The sequence below is a fragment of the Pseudomonas sp. A125 genome (assembly GCF_055409485.1).
On the sequence record NZ_JBUZVP010000012.1, the window covers coordinates 108,641 to 127,915 of the forward strand.

A 19,275-nucleotide genomic window follows, 5' to 3' on the forward strand; every position below is an offset into this window, starting at 1 on the left:
TGTATCGCAGGCAAGCCAGCTCCCACAAGGAATTGAGGAGATTTTGAACATGCTGCAAGTCGACAAGCTGCATCAGTACTACGGCGGTAGCCACATCCTGCGCGGGCTTTCCTTTGAGGTAAAAGTCGGCGAAGTCACCTGCCTGCTGGGCCGCAACGGCGTGGGCAAGACCACCTTGCTCAAGTGCCTGATGGGTTTGCTGCCGGCCAAGGAAGGCGCGGTGAACTGGGAAGGCCGCGCCATTACCGGCTTCAAGCCGCACCAGCGCGTACACGCCGGCATTGCCTACGTGCCCCAGGGCCGGGAGATTTTTGGCCGGCTGACGGTGGAAGAAAACCTGTTGATGGGCCTGTCGCGCTTTCCAGGCTCGGAGGCCAAGGAAGTACCAGCTTTCATCTACGAGCTGTTCCCGGTGCTGCTGCAAATGAAGCAACGCCGGGGCGGCGACCTGTCCGGCGGCCAGCAACAGCAACTCGCAATCGGCCGCGCCCTGGCCAGCCGCCCGCGCCTGTTGATTCTCGACGAGCCCACCGAAGGCATCCAGCCTTCGGTGATCAAGGAGATCGGCGCGGTGATCAAAAAACTCGCAGCACGCGGTGACATGGCGATTCTGCTGGTGGAGCAGTTCTACGACTTTGCCGCCGAATTGGCCGACCAGTACCTGGTGATGTCCCGGGGCGAAATCGTCCAGCAGGGGCGTGGAGAAAATATGGAAAGCGAGGGTGTGCGCGGGCTCGTTACGATCTAACCTGTAGCCTCCTAACGATAAGCACTGACGATGACTCTACCTGCACCCACTGCGCTGTTCACCCCCAGCTGGCACGCCGAGCTGGAACTCGGCTACGCGCGTTTTGGCGACACCACGCGCCCGGTGATGCGCCGCCACCTCGGCCCGCTGCGGGTGCAAAAGCACCTGTACGCCGAAGGCCCCCAGGTGTGCCAGCACATTATCGTGCACCCTCCTGGCGGGATTGCCGGCGGTGATCGCCTCGACATCACCGCCCACGTTGCCGAAGGGGCCTGGGCGCAATTGACCAGCCCGGGCGCCGCCAAGTGGTACCGCGCCGGCGGCCCGGCCTACCAGAAGCTGGAGCTGACCGTTGAGGCCGGCGCCACCCTGGAATGGCTGCCACAGGAAACCATCGTGTTCAGCGCCGCCCAGGCCGAACTCACCACCCGTATAGACCTGCAAGGCGATGCCCGGCTGTTTTACTGGGACGTAGTCGCCCTTGGGCGCCCCGCCAGCGGTGAACGGTTCGAGCTGGGGCACTTCCAGTCGCACCTGGATATCCGCCGCGACGGCCAGTTGATTTGGCATGAGCGCCAGCGCATTGTGGGCGCCGACGGTTTGCTCGACTCGCCCATCGGGCTGGATGGGCAACCGGTGTTTGCGACCTTGCTGGTGACCGGCGACATCGACCCCGAACTGCTCGAACAATGCCGCTCGCTGCCCCATGACGTACGCGGCGACCTGACCCAATTGCCCGGTTTTCTGGTAGCCCGTTGCCTGGCGGGTGAAGCGTTGTTGGCACGGGGTTGGTTGATTGAATTGTGGCGCCTGTTGCGCCCGGCGGTCTTGGGCCGCGAGGCACTATCACCGAGAATCTGGAGCACATGAAGATCAAACGTTGACCCTGTTCCCTGTGGGAGCCGGGCTTGCCCGCGATGGCATCACCTCGGTACATCAGACATACCGAGTCGCCCGCATCGCAGGCAAGCCAGCGCCCACATAAAGCAGCTTTCACATTGGATCTTCCGTGTTTTTATGAATGTAGTTTGAAGGACTTTGAACGATGGACCTGACCCCACGGGAAAAAGACAAACTGCTGATCTTCACCGCAGGCCTTGTGGCCGAGCGGCGGTTGGCGCGCGGTGTGAAGCTCAACTACCCGGAAACCATCGCCTACATCTCCGCTGCGCTGATGGAAGGCGCCCGCGATGGCCGCACCGTCGCCGAGCTGATGCACTTTGGCACCACCCTGCTCACCCGCGAACAGGTGATGGAAGGCATCCCGGAAATGATCCCGGACATCCAGGTGGAAGCGACCTTTCCCGACGGCACCAAGCTGGTCACCGTCCACCAACCCATCGCCTGAGGCCCGGCCATGTCTTTTTTGATTCGTGATGCGCTGCACGCCGACTTGCCGGCGATTCGCGACATCTACAACGACGCGGTGCTCAACACCACGGCGATCTGGAACGAACAACCGATAGACCTGGGTAACCGCCAGGCCTGGTTCAGTGCGCGCCAGGCGCAGTTTTATCCGGTCCTGGTGAGCGTCGAAGACGAGCAGGTCACCGGCTACGCCTCGTTCGGCGACTGGCGGCCTTTTGAAGGCTTTCGCCACACCGTCGAGCACTCGGTGTATGTGCGCAGCGACCAGCGCGGCAAGGGCCTCGGCCCCCTGTTGATGGCCGCACTGATCGAACGGGCGAAAACCTGCGACAAACACGTGATGGTTGCCGCCATCGAGAGCGGCAACCAGGCCTCGATCCGCCTGCATGAGCGCCTGGGTTTCGTCACCACCGGGCAAATGCCCCAGGTGGGCACCAAGTTCGGCCGCTGGCTGGACCTGACCTTCATGCAACTGACGCTCAACCCTGGCGCTGCGCCGCCCAAGGAGTGACACCGATGAACGCCGCCCAACTGCGTCGAGTCAATGCCGAAAGTTTTGCCCATTACCGCCAGGGGTTGGTTGAGCTGCTGCTGGACGCTGTGAAGCACGGCGCATCGGTAGGGTTCATGGCCGACTTCGACGAAGCCCAGGCCCGCAGCTACTTGAGTGGCGTGCAGGCGAGCGTCGAGGACGCCAGCCTGTTGCTCTGGGTGGTGGTACGCGATGAACAAGTGGTGGCCAGCGTGCAATTGGCGCTGTGCCTGAAAGCCAACGGCCTGAACCGCGCCGAAGTGCAAAAGCTGCTGGTGCACAGTGAAGCGCGGCGCCGCGGCCTCGGCCAGCAACTGATGAACGCCCTGGAACTGAGTGCCCGCCAATACAAACGCGGGCTGTTGTACCTGGACACCGAAGCCGGCTCCGACGCCGAAGCCTTCTACCAGTCGCTGCGCTACACCAAGATCGGTGAATTGCCCAACTACTGCCAAAGCCCGGACGGGCGCTACGCCCCGACCGCCATCTACTTCAAGACCCTGGGACAACCTGCATGATTCCTGGCGAATTTCAGATCCAGCCTGGCGACATCGAACTCAACGTGGGCCGGCGCACTGCCACCCTGAGCGTGGCCAACAGCGGCGACCGGCCGATTCAGGTCGGCTCCCACTACCACTTTTTCGAAACCAACGACGCGTTGACGTTCGACCGTGCCGCCAGCCGTGGCATGCGCCTGAATATCCCGGCCGGCACCGCCGTGCGCTTTGAGCCGGGGCAGAGTCGCGAAGTGGAACTGGTGGAATTGAGCGGCAAGCGCCGGGTGTTCGGCTTTGCCGGAAGAATCATGGGTGACCTTTAGGGTCTCATCGCAGGCAAGCCAGCTCCCACCTTTGGAATGCATTCCCCTGTGGGAGCTGGCTTGCCTGCGAAAGCGCTTTCACATTCAACACACATTTCTCAGGGCAAACACATGAAAATCAGCCGTCAAGCCTACGCCGACATGTACGGCCCCACCGTCGGTGACAAGGTCCGCCTGGCCGACACCGAGCTGTTCGTCGAAGTCGAACAGGACTTCACCGTCTACGGCGAAGAAGTGAAATTCGGCGGCGGCAAGGTGATCCGCGACGGCCAGGGCCAGAGCCAACTGCTGGCCGCCGAGGTGGTCGACACCCTGATCACCAACGCGCTGATCATCGATCACTGGGGCATCGTCAAGGCCGATGTGGGCCTGAAAAACGGCCGCATCTTCGCCATCGGCAAGGCGGGCAACCCAGACATCCAGCCCGGCGTCACCATCGCCGTCGGCGCCAGCACCGAAGTGATTGCCGGTGAAGGCATGATCCTCACCGCCGGCGGCATCGACACCCACATCCACTTCATTTGCCCACAGCAAATCGAAGAGGCACTGACCAGCGGCGTCACCACCATGATCGGCGGCGGCACCGGCCCGGCCACCGGCACCAACGCCACCACCTGCACCTCCGGCCCGTGGCATTTGGCGCGCATGCTCCAGGCCTCCGATTCGTTCCCGATGAACATCGGTTTTACCGGCAAGGGCAACGCCAGCCTGCCGGAGCCGCTGATCGAACAAGTAAAAGCCGGGGCCATTGGCTTGAAGCTCCACGAAGACTGGGGCACCACACCCGCAAGCATCGACAACTGCCTGAGCGTTGCCGACGAGTACGACGTGCAGGTGGCGATCCACAGCGACACCCTCAACGAGTCCGGGTTTGTCGAAACCACCCTCGCCGCGTTCAAGGGCCGCACCATCCACACCTACCACACCGAAGGCGCCGGTGGCGGTCACGCGCCCGACATCATCAAGGCCTGTGGCTTGCCCAATGTGTTGCCCAGCTCCACCAACCCGACCCGGCCGTTCACCCGTAACACCATCGACGAACACCTGGACATGTTGATGGTCTGCCATCACCTGGACCCGAGCATTGCCGAAGACGTGGCCTTCGCCGAAAGCCGCATCCGCCGCGAGACGATCGCTGCCGAAGACATCCTGCATGACCTCGGCGCGTTCTCGATGATCAGCTCCGACAGCCAGGCCATGGGCCGCGTGGGCGAAGTCATCACGCGTACCTGGCAGACCGCCGACAAGATGAAAAAACAGCGCGGGCCACTGCCGGGCGACGGTGAAGGCAACGATAACTTCCGTGCCAAACGCTACATTGCCAAGTACACGATCAACCCGGCGATCACCCACGGCATCAGCCACGAAGTGGGCTCGATCGAAGTGGGCAAATGGGCCGACCTGGTGCTGTGGCGCCCGGCGTTTTTCGGGATCAAGCCGACCCTGATCCTCAAGGGCGGCGCGATTGCCTCAAGCCTGATGGGCGATGCCAACGCCTCGATTCCAACCCCGCAACCGGTGCACTACCGCCCGATGTTTGCCAGCTACGGCAGTTCGCTGCACGCCACCAGCCTGACCTTCATCAGCCAGGCGGCACTGGCCGCAGGTTTGCCCGAGCAGTTGGGGTTGAAAAAGCAGATCGCCGTGGTCAAGGGTTGCCGCTCGGTGCAGAAAACCGACCTGATCCACAACGATTACCTGCCGCATATCGAGGTCGACCCACAGACGTATCAGGTCAAGGCCGACGGCGTACTGCTGTGGTGTGAACCGGCAGATGTATTGCCGATGGCGCAACGTTATTTCTTGTTCTGAAGGATTGGCCGCCGATTACTTCGGGGCGATCGGCGCTGCCAGCGCCTCGTCGGTGAGCCTCGCAACGATCACGCGTTCTGCATCGTATAACTCATCCAGCAGCGCATTGAATTGAGCCGCGCCCAGACGCGCCCCGGGCACGAATGTTCCTGGGGGCTTGTCCAGTTCGATGGTCGAGCGCCTGATAACATTGCGCAGCAGCAGCTTTTCGGACTCCGGCAATTCAGCCTGTTTTTTCGCCCACCTGGCCATGGCTCTCTCCAACCGGTCCAGGGCCTGGAATTTGTTTTCGACCGCGACGAAGTCGGTCAAATTCTGGCGCTTCACAAAGTCGCGCCAAAAACCCAACTCGACCACAGCATTTCTCAGCCCTTCGCCTTCCCCCTGTGCATTTACCCGCGTCAATGCATCGTCCAGCATCTGTGGCGTAACGCCGGGCACCGTATACCCGGTGGCCCTGGTTTGCCACGGCAAATCCAGCCGCTCTGCCAGCCCTGCGGTGTACGCCAGGTAGATGCTCGCTTCGTCAATTTCGGGCAAAGGATTGCCCGCGGCATCGAGCCCCGGATTCAGGGCATCCGGGAAAGCGTGCCCTTGAGCCACCAACGCTTGTATTCGCTCTTCAATGATAATCCCCAACTCATAGAGCCTCACGGTGCCTTTGGCCAGGTTCAACATGGGTATCCCTATCAACGTCCCCGGGGGGCTGTGCAGGGTTTCCCATACCATGAGTTCCAGCCCCATGGCATTGAACAACTCGGGGATGGCTTCAACGCGATTGGCAATCTCAAACAGCCGGTCACGCAACACAGGGTCCTCTTCCATCGCCTGCAACATCCGCCAGACCTTGCCTGTAAGGTCGGGTTTAACCGCCGGCGTAGCGTCAAAGTCATCGAGGTGCTCGGACATCCCGCGGATGACGTCGAAGAACGGTTCAGCATCTGCCGACACTTCCAGCGCGTCCCAGGTGGGCTGCCTGGCGACCCATTGCGCGTCAGTCAGGCCCGTTTTCCAGGCCCAGTTGTCGTTTACCCCCCGGGGCGCAAATGCACGATCGGGGTCCATGCCCACTGACTCGATATAGAGCTTAAGGCGGCGCAGGTGCTCGCTATTGAGTCGGTGACGGGTAACGCGAGTACGCGACAGGATCTGCGCCCGGTGCGAGCCCGGCGCAACCTCGGGTACCAGCAGATCGTTATCTGCCAGGTCCAGGTTGAACCACCGTGGTCGAGGCTTGGAGAAGACACCGATGGGCCAGCCCGTTTGCCCGGTGTTTACCAGCGACAACTGATACAAGTGGCTCATATCGCTGATGTTGGGCGCCATCCCCAGCGGGTTGTTGTTAAGTTCGAGGCGGCGCAACCGGGTCAACTGCTTCAACCGGTAACTTCCCGACGGGTCCAGGGCGATCTGGTTATCCGAGAGCGCCAGGTCTCTAAGCGTTGGCATCTGTTCAAGCGCGAGGGGCACGCGAGTGAGGGCATTCCTTTCCAGGTAAAGGCTGCGCAAACCACGAAAGTGTGTGAGGAACGAATCGACACCATCGGTCAGCGCCGAGTCGGTCATTGCAAGGTACGTAACGTGATCGAAGTTGGCAGCCAGGGTCGGCAGGCTTGCCAGTTGCGGCCCAACCGCCTCGCCGGTCAGGTCGATCTTCTGGCCCTGGTAGTCGCTCAGGCTATCGGTATCCAGCTCTCCGATCTTGCACCAAGCGCGCAGTAGCGTCCCCGTCAGCTCTTTGCGGATTTCCAGCTGTTGCTGGTACGCGGGGCTTTGCTCGTTGCCAAAGCCCACGATCGGCTCACTCCTCCATCGACCCAATCTGGCCTCAAGCGTGTCGAATTCCTGCTCCTGAGCCCTTAGCCAAGCCTCATGATGGGGAAAGTGAGTGGCGCGAACTGCCTCGATTTCCAGGGCGTCGGCAGTGGGATAGAGCTCACGAAAACGCAGGCTGAAACCAGGAAACCTTACCAGCATGCCGCCGCTGCTACTTAACGGATAACCCAGCCGCCCCCCGCGATGGCGACGCGGTGGCTTGAAGAAAGGGGCGCTGCGCGGGCGCATGTTCAGCACCCACCGCAGCCGCTCACGAGGCAAGGCATGCTGCCAAATCAGGGCACGCAACTGCTGGCCCTGGCCTATATGGGGCAGCCTGATGGATGCGCGATGAGCGTCCGTGAGCGCGTGTTGCAACGTGCCGTACAGGTCATCTACCCCGTGCAATTGATTGCCGCCGGAGTCAAACACCTCATACCGCCCCGCCTCCACACGCAACAGTACTTTGCGCTCGGCGGCAGCGGGCTCTCCATAGCTGGCACGCAACGGGCCCGTGAGTGACTCCTCGCGCACCTCAAGGCGCAAACCATCTTTCCAGCCCGGCAGCCTCTCCAGGCTATTGAGCACCAGGGCTTCGGTATCGGCATTGGCCAGCGCGTCCAGATACAAGCCTTCATATGCCCGCGCCAGGCGCAGTTGGCCCTGCGCCAGGCGTGCTTGCTGCGCCAACGCCTGGGGGATCTTTTGGTTGTCGACCAGCGACGCCCGCTGCTTCGCGCCAGCACCGTCCAGCAGCTCCTGGGCAATGCCCGCCGGCAGGCTTTTGAAGTCACGTTCCATGACCAACTGCTCCGCGCTTCGGGGCAACTGGCGGCCCTGATAGACGCTTTCGAATACCCGCAATTGGTTGCTTTTTGCATGGCTTGCCAAGCGAGCCTGTAACTGCTCGCTGCGCAGCACGTTGCCGTCAGGCAGGTGTTGCCCCAGCAGGCCCTTGAGCTGCTCCTCGGTAAGTGTCGCCACCACCCGCTCCGCCAGCCGCCCGTTGACCAGGTCACTGCGATTGATACTGAGCACGTGCGTGTCGGGCCTGCTCAGGTCGCCATAGTGAATGGTCGTTCTGGTTGGGCCCGTGCCTTCGAACACTTCGATCACCTGGTTGCCCGGCCAGCCAGGCAGCTCGACCATCAGCAAGGCCGAGTAACCGGCCAGTTCGGGTGGCACAGGCCCGGCGAGGATCTGCCCGCTCAAGCCCTGGGCGCTATCGTAAGCCCGGAATCGCTGCGCCGTATCGAGCACAATCGCCGGGGTCGGCTCGCTCTCCACATGCACCCTGCGCAACACACTCTCGTCCACGTCACTGACCCGCCGCACCTGCTCCAGCTGAGTATCGCTGAGGCCGTCCATGGCATGCCCAAGGCGGCGCATCAGCGGTGTACCTTCCCACGTCAGCGGCTGATCGGCTTCGTGAAGCCAGGCGCCGGAGCCATTATTGGCGATGTGCGGCTCATACGCGTCGGCCCGCAACGGATGCTGAATGCGGTAAGTGCCGGGCTCAGGCGCCGGCGCCAGGCTGTATTCACGGCCTTCGAGCGGGAGTACCTGGCGCCCGTCAACCGTGTGCAAACCCTCCGCATCGGGGAGCGAGCCGGCAGGCAACCCAATGTCCTGGGCATAAGGCGCCAGGTCAGGCTTCCACAGGCGCGTCTTGCCGGTGGGCAACTTGACGGCTTTCAAGCCTTCAATGAACGGCGACAGGGTCACGTGAAGCACAGCCCCGCCCACCGCCAACTGCGCGACGTTTTCAAGCACATCGCCAATGTGTATCCAGCCGGCTTCCCTGTCGCCTTGGCTGAGTTCCGTCACCCCCTCCAACACCTCAAACAACAATTGCCCAGCCGTGACCACCGCCATGACCGCACCTAACGGTGGGATGACCATCGAGACCATATTCAGGGCGAACAGCCCCATGTTCATCAAATGGGCCAAGCGCCGGTCGCGGCTCGCGGCGTCGGTCCGGGCGGTGGGTACGGCCATGCTCAGGGCGTCGTCGAAGGCGCGTTTGCGCATGCCGTCATAAAGCTCATCCCACAGGTGCAGGTCGAGCCACATGCCTTTGGTCCAGAAGGCGTCGATATTCAGGTTCGGGTCTTGCTGCGCGACCCGGCTAGTGTGCACCGGGTGCTTGATCACCGATGCAATAGCCTTCAGCTCCGACAATGATTTGCGCGCATAGTACGCGCGCCATTCAGGATCAGGCCCCAGCGCCACGACCCGCTCCGGTTCATCCAACCGCTTCTCGGTAAAACGCTGGTAATAGTAAGCCAGGTCTTTTTTGGCGATGAACCCTGCGAAAAACCGCTGCAGGGGCGTCACCGAAACGCCTCTGCCGTCCTGCTGGCCCCCGGGTTTGTAGGTGGTCAACGCGTCGGTCATTTCCCGACTGAAGTCATCGAAGGTTTCATAGCGCTTGATCGGGTGGTCGGGGTGGTCAGGGATATACGCGATAAACCAGGTGCCGTAGCGATGCTCCTCACTCGGATCAAAAATGACGCAGCCATGCAATGCCAGGCCCATCATCGACGGCCAGCGATACCACACCTGCTTGCTGCCCACCTTGATCCGCCGTTCATCTTGCGCCACGCGCATCAGTAACAGGTGGTCGTCTGCGCTGATATCGCCCTTGAGCAAGGCCATATAGGCTGCGGCCGTGAACGCATCTTTGTGGTGAGTGATGAAGCGCGCGCGTAGCAGGTTTTTGGAAACCGTGCCCAGCGGGCGCAGGTACGCGGCGAGGTGGTCCTGGTATTGCTGGCCCAGGTCGAGGTCGCGGCACAGCCGGGCGAAGGTCTCGATGTTCAGGGTGGTGGTGTAGCGCTCAAAATGCCCACGTGCATCGGGCGCGGTAATGAACCCCGACACGTTGTCGAAAAAACCGGCTTGCGCCTCTTCGGCTTCGAAGTTATTCAACGCTGCCTGCATCAAAGACAGTGTCTTGACCCTGTGCCCCGTTTTAACCCCGAACGACTCCTCGATGGGCACGTAGAGTCGCACCCACACCTGATGCACATCCACCTCGTACCCGGCGCTTTTCAATGCGGCTTCCAGCAGGGGCTGGCCGAACGTGTCGGCGTCCTGCACCTTGTGCATGGTCTTCTCAAATTCGGCACGGGACTTGAGACTGGCATCGACGTACGTCTGGAGCTGATCCTTCTGCGCCTGAGTCGCCGCCGCGTACCAGGCTGGAATATCCGGTTTGGTTTGCCGTAATGCCGTTCGAAAAGAGGCGGTGGCGGTGGCCAGCACAGGCGTAATTGCAGCCCTGATCAGTTCATAGTGCAAGCCTTGCTCTGCAGCTTCTGACGAGACAGGGGCGGTTTGAGACGCTGTCATAAGCGAATACCTTGATGAAAAAAAGAACCTGACGTTAATCCGTTCCGCCACGGCATAACGGTATCTATTTAGATAAATAGTTGCACAACAGACGAAGCGCCCCGGGTGTACTAAATAGGTATTAAATGCATCGTACATCCGCGTTGTTTGCACTAACTATTGCAGCCTTCCCATGCGGCTTTCGATTTATTAATAAACGCCAACTTTAGGTACTCTTTTTGCCTTGAACAGCCAAAGGAGTGACTCATGTTCGATGTACCTACTGCCACCGCCGGAACATTGATCGAAGACAACAGCGACTTTATCCAACAGGCCATACCTGAGTGGCTGAAGCAGGCAACACGCCAGCGCATCGATGGTATAAAACAGGTAAACCTTAAAAAGCATACCTGGCTTGACCGCTTGCCCGCCGATCAACGCCACACATTAAATGCATTGAACGAGGCCAGTTTCAGCGCTCAACTGGCCGTCGATAATTACCTGGCTCCCCTGGAAAAACTCGACGTATTTGCCGCACGCCTGCTCAATGCCGAGCTGAAAAAACAGTTCAACATAAGCCTGGATATCGGCGGTACTTACCTGCGCCTCTACAAACCGTTAAAACTTGGCTCCGTGGGAATAAAGGCGGGAACTTTCACTGTCATGGAAGTTTCGATAGTCCAGGCGGCCCTGCATAACTTTGAAGCCAGTGAAGCCGAGCCCGAAGCGTTTGACAGCACCTCGGGGTTTACCCAAAACCTCGACGTCAGCGGCTGCGCACCCGCTATCAGTCGCACGCTGACTGTGCCCGTCTTTATCGCCATGTGCCGCTCCATGGACATCGGCGGCGCCTATCAGAAGCACCTCAACCAGATTTTGTTGCCTGCCGAGGAGGGCACCGCGACACGCTTTCGCGAGGCCGTCATCACCAGCCAAAAAGCCGCCCTCAAGGCCGCGGCCTACATGGCCTTGCTCAAAAACGACATCCTTGCCGACGACCACGCGATGATCCTTGAAGTGATCGATGGCGAACGCAACCCGATGCTGGGGGGCAAGCCCGTATGGTTTTTCAACCTGAGCATGGTTAACCGGTCACTCCACGGGTGCCAGGTATTCCAGCCCTGCGAGAAGTATCGCTATGGCGTCGACTGTCTCGTCTATGTACCCCATGACCGTGACCATCCGCTCAAGCGCTACAACAGCAATGATGAGCTGAGAGCCGAACTCACTCGCCAACTATTGGCTCAGGACACCGACCACGCGTCCGCCGTCGAAGGCGACACCCCGGCGCCCAGCGTTAATCAACGGTTTTTCAGCCAGTTTTTTGCCGAGGCCGACAAGCCGCGCTTCCTCAGTCGCTTCACCGAGCTTGCGCCCGGCACTCACCCGATTGGCGATGCAATCGTGCGCTCACCCATCACCAACAACTTACTCGGAGCCGTTTTACCGGCGTTGGGGGCGGTCGCGATCCCGCAGGAGTTGCCCCCGCCAAAACCCGACAAGCGGGTACGCGCAGACAAACCCAAGTTGAATATCAGCGTGGTTTCCAAAGGCGGCTTGTGGGCAGCCAACGTCGACCTGTGGGCGGACGGGTTCGAAAAAAGCCGCGACAAGATGCTCAACGACGCGCGCCACCGGGCAACCCCCACCGCCGACGTGGATGCACGGGTACGTGCCGAAAAAATCGCGCAATGGCTGGAAGGTGGCCTGGCCGTTTTTGGCATGGTTTCAATGTTTGTCCCAGTGCTGGGCGAGTTGATGATGGCCGCGATGGCGGGCCAGTTACTGTACGAAACCTTTGAAGGGGTGATCGAGTGGAGTGACGGCGACAAGGAGGCGGCCAGGCAACATCTGTTGGACGTGGCCGAGAACCTGGCTCTCATGGCACTGATGGCCGGCGCGGGCAAAGGCCTGCAACGCCTGGCCACGCCGCCACTGATCCAGGAACTCAAGCCGGTGACACTGCCGAACGGCACGCAACGCCTGTGGAAGCCGGACCTGACCGTGTATGGCAGCGAAACCACCCTGCCCGACAATGCGCCCCTGGATGAACTGGGCCTGCACACCGATGACCAAACTTCCCTGCTGCCGCTGAATGGCCAAGTGTTTACCGTCAAGCCTGAGGCCGACGGCCAGTCGTACCGTATCCAACACCCCTGGCGCCAGGACGCCTACACCCCGCACGTGGAACACGACGGTGCCGGCGCCTGGATTCACGAAGGCGAAGAGCCCCTGACCTGGCAAGGCCCGCCGCTGATGCGCCGCCTGGGTTATCGCACTGAGGGGCTCACCGATGCTCAACTGGAACAGGTGCGCGTGAGCAGCGGCGTCACGCCCGAACAATTGCGCCAATTACACGTGAATCATGAGCCGCCTCCGCCTGTGTTGGCCGATAGCCTGGAACGCTTTCAAATCAGTCAACGTATCGACACGTTTATCCAGCGCATCGCCAGCGAAAACGACTACGTACGCGCAGACATCCAACTGGCGAAGCGGGTGGTCGCGCACAAAAACCTGAATTTCGAACTCGTCTATGGCACCACGGTGAAACCTATGGCCGAGCAGGCCGCCCAGTGGCGCCAGCAGATTGCCCGGGCCGCCGTGGACTCACGCACCACGTTGTTCGACGATGATTATCGCGCCCACGACGCGACCCAGGACCCGCAGGTGCAGCGCATCAAGGACCAGACGCCCGGCCTGCCGAGCACTTCGGCCAGGCAGGTACTGGAAAACGCCACTGACGAGGAAGCCAGCGCCTTGCGCGAGCACGACAGCCTGTCGCCCAGGCTGAAAGCGCTGGCACGTGATTATCGCCAGGAAACCCGCCTGAGCCGCGCCTACGAGGGCTTGTTTATCGACGCTCTGCAAAATCAGGACAGCCAGCGCCTGGCGCTGCACACCCTGGAAACGTTGCCCGGCTGGGAGCCCGGCTTGCGTGTGGAACTGCGCCTGGGCAGCGAGCAGGGGCCACTGCTTGACGCGATTGGTACGCCCGGTCCCACACCGCCCGTCATACTGGCGGCTGGCGAAGATGGCACATTCGGCGAAACCGACCTGTACGGTGCAGTGTTGCAGCGTCTTAACCAGGCACAACGACGGGCACTGGGCGACGCCGCATTGGATTCCAACGCATTGAAACAGCGGGTTCGACAAACCCCACTGGCGCGCGAGCGCCTGCGCCCGGTGCTGGTGCAATACCCTGCACTCAACCAACCCCTGGCCTCAGGCGCCATTTTGCGCGGTGGCGCACCCCTGTTGAGTCTCAACCAGCTGCGCACCACAGGTGCGCGGGTGCGCAGGCTGTACCCTGGTTTCAACGAGGAACAGGTTAGTACCTTTATTGCCAGCCATGGCGAACGGGTGCGCGACGAACTGCTGCACCTGGAATCCCAATACGCCACCCTCAAACAGGAACTCAACGAATGGGTGCTGCGAGGCGAGCAAGACGAGCGCGCGCGCAATCCGCTGGAGCGCAACCCGGGCTTCAGGGAGCGCGACACGGCCAAGAAGCTCAAAAGCTGCTGGCGACGCCAGCTCGCGGACCGTGCTGATGAACATACCGGCCGCCTGCTGAAAATCCACAGCGGGGTAAAGCTACCGAAGTTGAGCGCCGACTTTGCGCATGTCGAGGAGTTGCTGCTCGACACTGTGAGCTTCACCGAGAGCCCCCAGACTTTTCTCGGCCGGTTTCCCAACCTCAAGCGCTTGACCCTTCAACATATCGGTGGGGGCGTACAGCGCACGCTGACCGAACTGCCCGAAGTGGTCACTACCATGAAGGATCTGACCCATTTGGATGTGGGCGAGAACGCCATCGTCCTCGACCAAAGCAGCGCGAGCAGCCTGGCCGGCTTGACGAAGCTTGAAGAGTTGAGCCTGAGCGACAACCCTCTGGGCCACCTGCCCGACTTCAGCGCCATGCCAGGCTTGCGCAAGCTCAAGCTGAAGAAGACCCAGACTAGCCAATGGCCCACAGGGTTACTCGGTTTGCAAAAGCTACGCCTGGTCGACCTGTCCTCCAACCTACTCAGCGAGGTTCCCGAGGCCCTGCTTAACCCCACTCCCGAGGCGGAGCTTGCCACGCTTCGACTGAACCGCGTCACACGGCTACAGCACAACCCCTTCACACTGCAGGCCTGCCAGGATATGCGCGCAAGCCTTGATCGCCTGGCGCAAACCCGGCCCGATTGGCGCGAAGGCGGCATACCGGGCGGCTTCGAGGTGCCACCCAGCGCGGACCCGCAAGTAGCGCGGTTACGCGAGCTGTTCCCCATGTACAGCGAGGCGCAGAAGGAGCGTTTCATCATAGAAGCCGGCGCAAGGGCAGACGCCGAATTGACGCGCCTGGAAGCCGAATGGCAAACCCTGGAAGCAACCCTGGAACACTGGGTGTCGGAACCCTTCATGGTCGAAGCCGGCCCGGACCATATTCTCGCCGGTTCTTGGGACCATCGCTGGCAATTTGCTATGAAGCTGCAGGAATGCTGGCAGCGCATGACCGGCGAACTCAATGCCCGCGATGGCACACCGATTGGCCATAGCCTGGAAGTGCAAAATTTACAGGTGGGCGAGTTACCCGTTCTGGACGCTGACTTCAGCCACGTCGGCCAACTGAAGTTGAGCGCCATGACGTCACTTTACGGCCTCGACGGGTTCCTGGGACGCTTCAGCAAACTGCGCTGGCTTGAGCTGACGTATTCCAACCTGAGCTCGATACCGCCTAACCTCGCCCGCCTGCAACGGCTCACCCGCCTGAACCTTAGCGGCAACCGCATCACAATGACCCAAGCCGATGCGGCAACAATGGAAGGGCTTTCCAGCCTCAAGGAAATCAACCTGTCGTACAACCCTCTGTTGCGCACCCCCGACTTCAGCGCCATGACCGACTTGCGCGCCCTGTATCTGAACAACACCGGGATCACCGAATGGCCAACGGGCCTCGGCGCCCAACTGACGCCGGAGCATATCAATCTGAGCGACAACCAGATCGCCAGCTTGCCGCAAGCACAGGTCAACCCCACGCCCGAGCAGGCGCCGATGGCGATCAGGATCAATAACGTGACCTATATCGGGGGCAACCCGCTGACAGAAGAAGCCCAGCTGCAACTGGACGAATACCGGCTGAACGTCGCACCGAACTACGCCGAAGCGGCAGAGCGGCGCCCGAACACCATGCGCTATCGAGCGCCCAGAGCCCAACCGGCAGCCGCCGCACAACCCTTGGAGGTACCGGCACCCGCCGCGCCGGAACCGGCGTTCGAACACTGGATGAGAGACAGGCTCCCGCAAGAGGTAGCCGAGGGGCAACAGCAGTGGGAATTGATCGCCGCAAAGCCTGGCTCGCAGGCCTTCCTGGGTATCCTCAGAAACCTCAAGGACTCGGCGGAGTACTCCATGGCCTACCCCGAGCTGCAAGCTCGGGTGTGGGACATGATCGAGGCCGCCCAGGACCGGGGTTTGTGCGAGGACTTGTTCGCCACGGCAGGCGACCCCCGTTGCGGCGACCGCGCGGCGTTGGTGTTCAGTGACATGGAGGTCAGGGTACTGATTTGGCGTGCCACACGGTGGGCAAGCGATGCGGAAAAAGGGCCCGCATTGCTGGAACTGGCCAAAGGCTTGTTCCGCCTGGACGAAGTGGAAAAAATTGCCACTCAGGAAATTCAAAGGCGCGAGCGCACGATTCGTGGCTCGCGCATCAGCGAACAGCAAAAAATCGAGGCCCTCAGACGGGTGGAAGATATCGAGATACGCCTGGCCTACCGCATGGGCCTGCAAAAGCCTCTGAAGCTGCCCGGCCAGCCAAAAGAGGCCCGTTACCTGGCGACGGCGAATCTGCCACAGACCGTATTGGGGAATGCAGCGGTCACGGTCGAAAGGCTGGATAACAGCCCGCAGGCGTTGCACTCGCTGCTGGGCCGGGAATTCTGGCAAACCTTCGTTCGAAACCAATACACCGAAGCGTTCGAAACACTCAACCAGCCGTTCGAATTACGCCTGCAGATGCTGGACGACAGTCAGGCAGCCGGCACCTTGAGCGCCGCCGACTACGACGCTCAGGCGCAGGACCTGCAACTGCAGCGCGCCATCGAAGAGGCGCAGTTGATCGAACGGCTGACGCTCCAGGACTGGTTCACATGCCGCAAAGGCTGCGTTATAGCCTGACCGACCCAGGGAAGCGTCAGTTGCTCCACGCTTCCCTTGGATCAAACGCCGCCTTTTGCGCCAACTCCTGCCACAAGGCCTTGACCTCATCGTCGGTGTTTTTCGGCATCACGGCCTTGAGCTGCACAAACAGGTAACCGCGCTGCCCGGCCTTGTTCAGCAACCCATGGCCCTTGGCGCGCATGCGCTGGCCGTTCTGGCTGCCGGCCGGCACCTTGAGGTTGATCTTGCCGGTGAGGGTCGGCACTGCCACTTCGGCGCCCAGCGCCAACTCCCACGGTGCCAGGGGCAAGTTGATGATCAGGTTTTCACCGTCCACTTCAAACGTTGAGTGCGGCGCAAACTTGATGATCAGGTACAGGTCGCCGTTCGGGCCGCCACCGATGCCCGGCGCGCCCTGGCCCTTGAGACGGATGCGTTCGCCATCCGCCACACCGGCCGGGATCTTCACGTTCAGGCTTTTAGTGGTGTTGCTGACGTGACGACCCATGGCGTCGTATTGCGGCACCTGGAAGCTGATCTGCTTGGACTCGGTAGACAGCGTCTCTTCAAGCAACACCGACAGCTGCATCTCGACGTCCTGGCCTTTGCGCCCGGCAGGACGGCGCTGGCCGCCCCCAAAGGCATCGCCGCGCGAGCCGAAGATCGAGCTGAAGAAGTCCGAGAAGTCGCCCGTGTCCTGGCCGCCGCCACCAAAGCCGCCACGGCTCTGCCAGCCCGGTGGCCCCTGGAACGGCTGGCCATGCTGGCCGTATTTGCGCAGTTCGTCGTATTCCGCGCGCTTGTCGGCGCTTTTAAGCGCCTCATAGGCTTCGGACGCGTCCTTGAATTTCTCTTCGGCGTCTTTTTCCTTGCTCACATCGGGGTGATATTTGCGCGCGAGCTTGCGATAGGCGGCCTTGATTGCCTTGTCATCGGCGCTCGGCTCGACACCCAATATCTTGTAGTAATCTTTGAAATCCATCGCAGGTTCACCATCCTTAATCGAGATCGCACAGCCCGGGGCACAACGTGCGCTGCTTTGCACCTGTTGAGTCTTGTGGCCTGGGGGGCGCGTCAAAGTGTTATCGGCACTTGCCGTATGCAGCAGATGTGGGGGCAAATCCCCAGGTTTCAAGCTCGATTTAACGGATGGTTGGCCTACGCATCCGCCCTCGACTGGCATACACTGCGCGGCCGTTTTTCAACCGGAACCCGATTGACATGAAAAACCCATCCCCAGCCCGTGCCTGCGGCATCGACTTCGGCACGTCCAACTCCACCGTCGGCTGGATTCGTCCCGGCATGGAAACGCTTATCGCGCTGGAGGACGACAAGATCACGCTGCCGTCAGTGGTGTTCTTCAACTTTGAGGAGCGCCGCCCGGTGTACGGCCGCCTGGCCCTGCACGAGTACCTGGAAAACTACGAAGGCCGGCTGATGCGCTCGCTCAAGAGCCTGCTGGGTTCCAAGCTGATCAAGCATGACACCAGCGTTTTAGGCACAGCGATGCCATTCACCGACTTGCTGGCGCTGTTTATCGGCCAACTCAAGAGCCGCGCCGAGGCCACCGCCGGGCGTGAGTTCGACGAAGTGGTGCTGGGCCGCCCGGTGTTCTTCGTCGACGACGACCCGATGGCCGACCAGGAAGCCGAGAACACCCTGGTGGACGTGGCCCGCAAGATCGGGTTCAAGGACATCTCGTTCCAGTACGAACCGATTGCCGCGGCCTTCGACTACGAGTCCACCATTGAGAAAGAAGAGCTGGTGCTGATCGTCGACATCGGCGGTGGTACGTCCGACTTCTCGCTGGTGCGCCTGTCGCCCGAGCGGCGCCAGATCGACAACCGCCACGACGACATCCTCGCCACCGGCGGCGTACACATCGGCGGTACCGACTTCGACAAGCAACTGTCGCTGGCCGGCATGATGCCGCTGTTCGGCTACGGCAGCCGCATGAAGAGCGGCGCCTACATGCCCACCAGCCACCACATGAACCTGGCGACCTGGCACACGATCAACTCGGTGTACTCGCAAAAATCCAAGCTGGCGTTGGGCAGCATGCGCTACGACATCGAGGACACTGGCGGCATCGACCGCCTGTTCAACCTGATCGAACAGCGCGCCGGGCACTGGCTGGCGATGGAAGTGGAAGAAACCAAGATCCAGCTGACCCAGCAGGACAGCCGCCATGTGCTGCTGGACCGGGTTGAGCCGGGGTTGAGCGTGGAGTTGAGCCGGGCGTTGTTCGAGTCGGCCATCGACGGCTTGCTGGAGCGGGTGCGTAACAGCGTGACCCGGTTGCTCACCGATGCATCGGTGGACGTGGCCCAGGTGGACACCGTGTTCTTTACCGGGGGTTCCAGCGGGATTCCGGCGCTGCGCCACAGCATTTCGGCGATGCTGCCGAATGCGCGGCACGTGGAAGGCAACATTTTTGGCAGTATTGGCAGTGGCCTGGCGATTGAGGCCAGCAAGCGGTACGGCTATTGAGTGAAACACCCTGATCCCATCTGCTGAAGGATGGCGAGGAGGCTTGCTTTGGCTTGTAGTGAGGGGGCTTGTCCCCCGCTGGGCTGCGCAGCAGCCCCATCAAGGCAAACGCATTTTTTCAGATTAAACGCGTTGCCTGGTTTGGGGCTGCTGCGCAGCCCAGCGGGGGACAAGCCCCCTCACTACAACAGCCTTAAAGCCCCACAGCCAAAG

The 19,275-nt window shown here is 61.2% G+C and carries 11 protein-coding genes; 9 read left to right on the plus strand and 2 right to left on the minus strand.

What is annotated here, in order from left to right; translation table 11 throughout:
- Window positions 1-49 precede the first annotated feature (49 nt).
- The 7 genes from urtE (at window position 50) to ureC (ending at window position 5,280) form a co-directional block, all read left to right on the plus strand.
- The gene (urtE, locus tag ACZRN6_RS17960; protein ID WP_003217380.1) at window positions 50-748 is read left to right on the plus strand and encodes an urea ABC transporter ATP-binding subunit UrtE; all 699 of its coding nucleotides are present in this window, start codon (window positions 50-52) and stop codon (window positions 746-748) included.
- Between the two features lie 30 nt (window positions 749-778).
- On the plus strand, window positions 779-1,618 hold the full coding sequence (locus ACZRN6_RS17965) for an urease accessory protein UreD (RefSeq protein WP_464008424.1): 840 nt from the start codon (window positions 779-781) through the stop codon (window positions 1,616-1,618).
- Between the two features lie 175 nt (window positions 1,619-1,793).
- Window positions 1,794-2,096 (plus strand): urease subunit gamma, encoded by a 303-nt coding sequence (gene ureA, locus ACZRN6_RS17970; RefSeq protein WP_003217383.1) that lies wholly within the window; start codon window positions 1,794-1,796, stop codon window positions 2,094-2,096.
- Between the two features lie 9 nt (window positions 2,097-2,105).
- Complete coding sequence (locus ACZRN6_RS17975; protein ID WP_322143033.1) at window positions 2,106-2,627, plus strand: GNAT family N-acetyltransferase; 522 nt, start codon at window positions 2,106-2,108, stop codon at window positions 2,625-2,627.
- Window positions 2,628-2,632: 5 nt separating this feature from the next.
- A complete protein-coding gene (locus tag ACZRN6_RS17980) occupies window positions 2,633-3,166 on the plus strand; it encodes a GNAT family N-acetyltransferase (RefSeq protein WP_464008425.1) in 534 nt (177 codons plus the stop codon).
- Window positions 3,163-3,468, plus strand: coding sequence for an urease subunit beta (locus ACZRN6_RS17985; protein WP_177039716.1), 306 nt, complete (start codon window positions 3,163-3,165; stop codon window positions 3,466-3,468). Before ACZRN6_RS17980 ends, ACZRN6_RS17985 begins: the two co-directional genes overlap by 4 nt.
- Before the next feature lie 111 nt (window positions 3,469-3,579).
- On the plus strand, window positions 3,580-5,280 hold the full coding sequence (gene ureC, locus ACZRN6_RS17990; protein WP_464008426.1) for an urease subunit alpha: 1,701 nt from the start codon (window positions 3,580-3,582) through the stop codon (window positions 5,278-5,280).
- Between the two features lie 15 nt (window positions 5,281-5,295).
- On the opposite strand, the gene ACZRN6_RS17995 is transcribed toward ureC, so the two are convergent.
- The gene (locus tag ACZRN6_RS17995; RefSeq protein ID WP_464008427.1) at window positions 5,296-10,449 is read right to left on the minus strand and encodes a dermonecrotic toxin domain-containing protein; all 5,154 of its coding nucleotides are present in this window, start codon (window positions 10,447-10,449) and stop codon (window positions 5,296-5,298) included.
- 246 nt (window positions 10,450-10,695) lie between these two features.
- Between ACZRN6_RS17995 and ACZRN6_RS18000 the strand changes: the two genes are divergently transcribed.
- Window positions 10,696-16,590: an NEL-type E3 ubiquitin ligase domain-containing protein gene (locus ACZRN6_RS18000; RefSeq protein WP_464008428.1), complete on the plus strand. Its 5,895-nt coding sequence runs from the start codon at window positions 10,696-10,698 to the stop codon at window positions 16,588-16,590.
- A gap of 16 nt (window positions 16,591-16,606) precedes the next feature.
- Here the strand turns inward: ACZRN6_RS18000 and ACZRN6_RS18005 are convergent, their stop codons facing one another.
- The gene (locus ACZRN6_RS18005) at window positions 16,607-17,554 is read right to left on the minus strand and encodes a DnaJ C-terminal domain-containing protein (RefSeq protein ID WP_464008429.1); all 948 of its coding nucleotides are present in this window, start codon (window positions 17,552-17,554) and stop codon (window positions 16,607-16,609) included.
- Window positions 17,555-17,793: 239 nt separating this feature from the next.
- Between ACZRN6_RS18005 and ACZRN6_RS18010 the strand changes: the two genes are divergently transcribed.
- Window positions 17,794-19,062: an Hsp70 family protein gene (locus tag ACZRN6_RS18010; protein ID WP_322143027.1), complete on the plus strand. Its 1,269-nt coding sequence runs from the start codon at window positions 17,794-17,796 to the stop codon at window positions 19,060-19,062.
- Window positions 19,063-19,275: the final 213 nt, after the last annotated feature.

Excerpts from the sequence above, each read along its gene's own strand:
- urtE (WP_003217380.1), top strand. The coding sequence starts at position 50 with ATGCTGCAAGTCGACAAGCTGCATCAGTACTACGGCGGTAGCCACATC.
- ACZRN6_RS17965 (WP_464008424.1), top strand. The coding sequence starts at position 779 with ATGACTCTACCTGCACCCACTGCGCTGTTCACCCCCAGCTGGCACGCC.
- ureA (WP_003217383.1), top strand. The coding sequence starts at position 1,794 with ATGGACCTGACCCCACGGGAAAAAGACAAACTGCTGATCTTCACCGCA.
- ACZRN6_RS17975 (WP_322143033.1), top strand. The coding sequence starts at position 2,106 with ATGTCTTTTTTGATTCGTGATGCGCTGCACGCCGACTTGCCGGCGATT.
- ACZRN6_RS17980 (WP_464008425.1), top strand. The coding sequence starts at position 2,633 with ATGAACGCCGCCCAACTGCGTCGAGTCAATGCCGAAAGTTTTGCCCAT.
- ACZRN6_RS17985 (WP_177039716.1), top strand. The coding sequence starts at position 3,163 with ATGATTCCTGGCGAATTTCAGATCCAGCCTGGCGACATCGAACTCAAC.
- ureC (WP_464008426.1), top strand. The coding sequence starts at position 3,580 with ATGAAAATCAGCCGTCAAGCCTACGCCGACATGTACGGCCCCACCGTC.
- ACZRN6_RS17995 (WP_464008427.1), bottom strand. The coding sequence starts at position 10,449 with ATGACAGCGTCTCAAACCGCCCCTGTCTCGTCAGAAGCTGCAGAGCAA.
- ACZRN6_RS18000 (WP_464008428.1), top strand. The coding sequence starts at position 10,696 with ATGTTCGATGTACCTACTGCCACCGCCGGAACATTGATCGAAGACAAC.
- ACZRN6_RS18005 (WP_464008429.1), bottom strand. The coding sequence starts at position 17,554 with ATGGATTTCAAAGATTACTACAAGATATTGGGTGTCGAGCCGAGCGCC.
- ACZRN6_RS18010 (WP_322143027.1), top strand. The coding sequence starts at position 17,794 with ATGAAAAACCCATCCCCAGCCCGTGCCTGCGGCATCGACTTCGGCACG.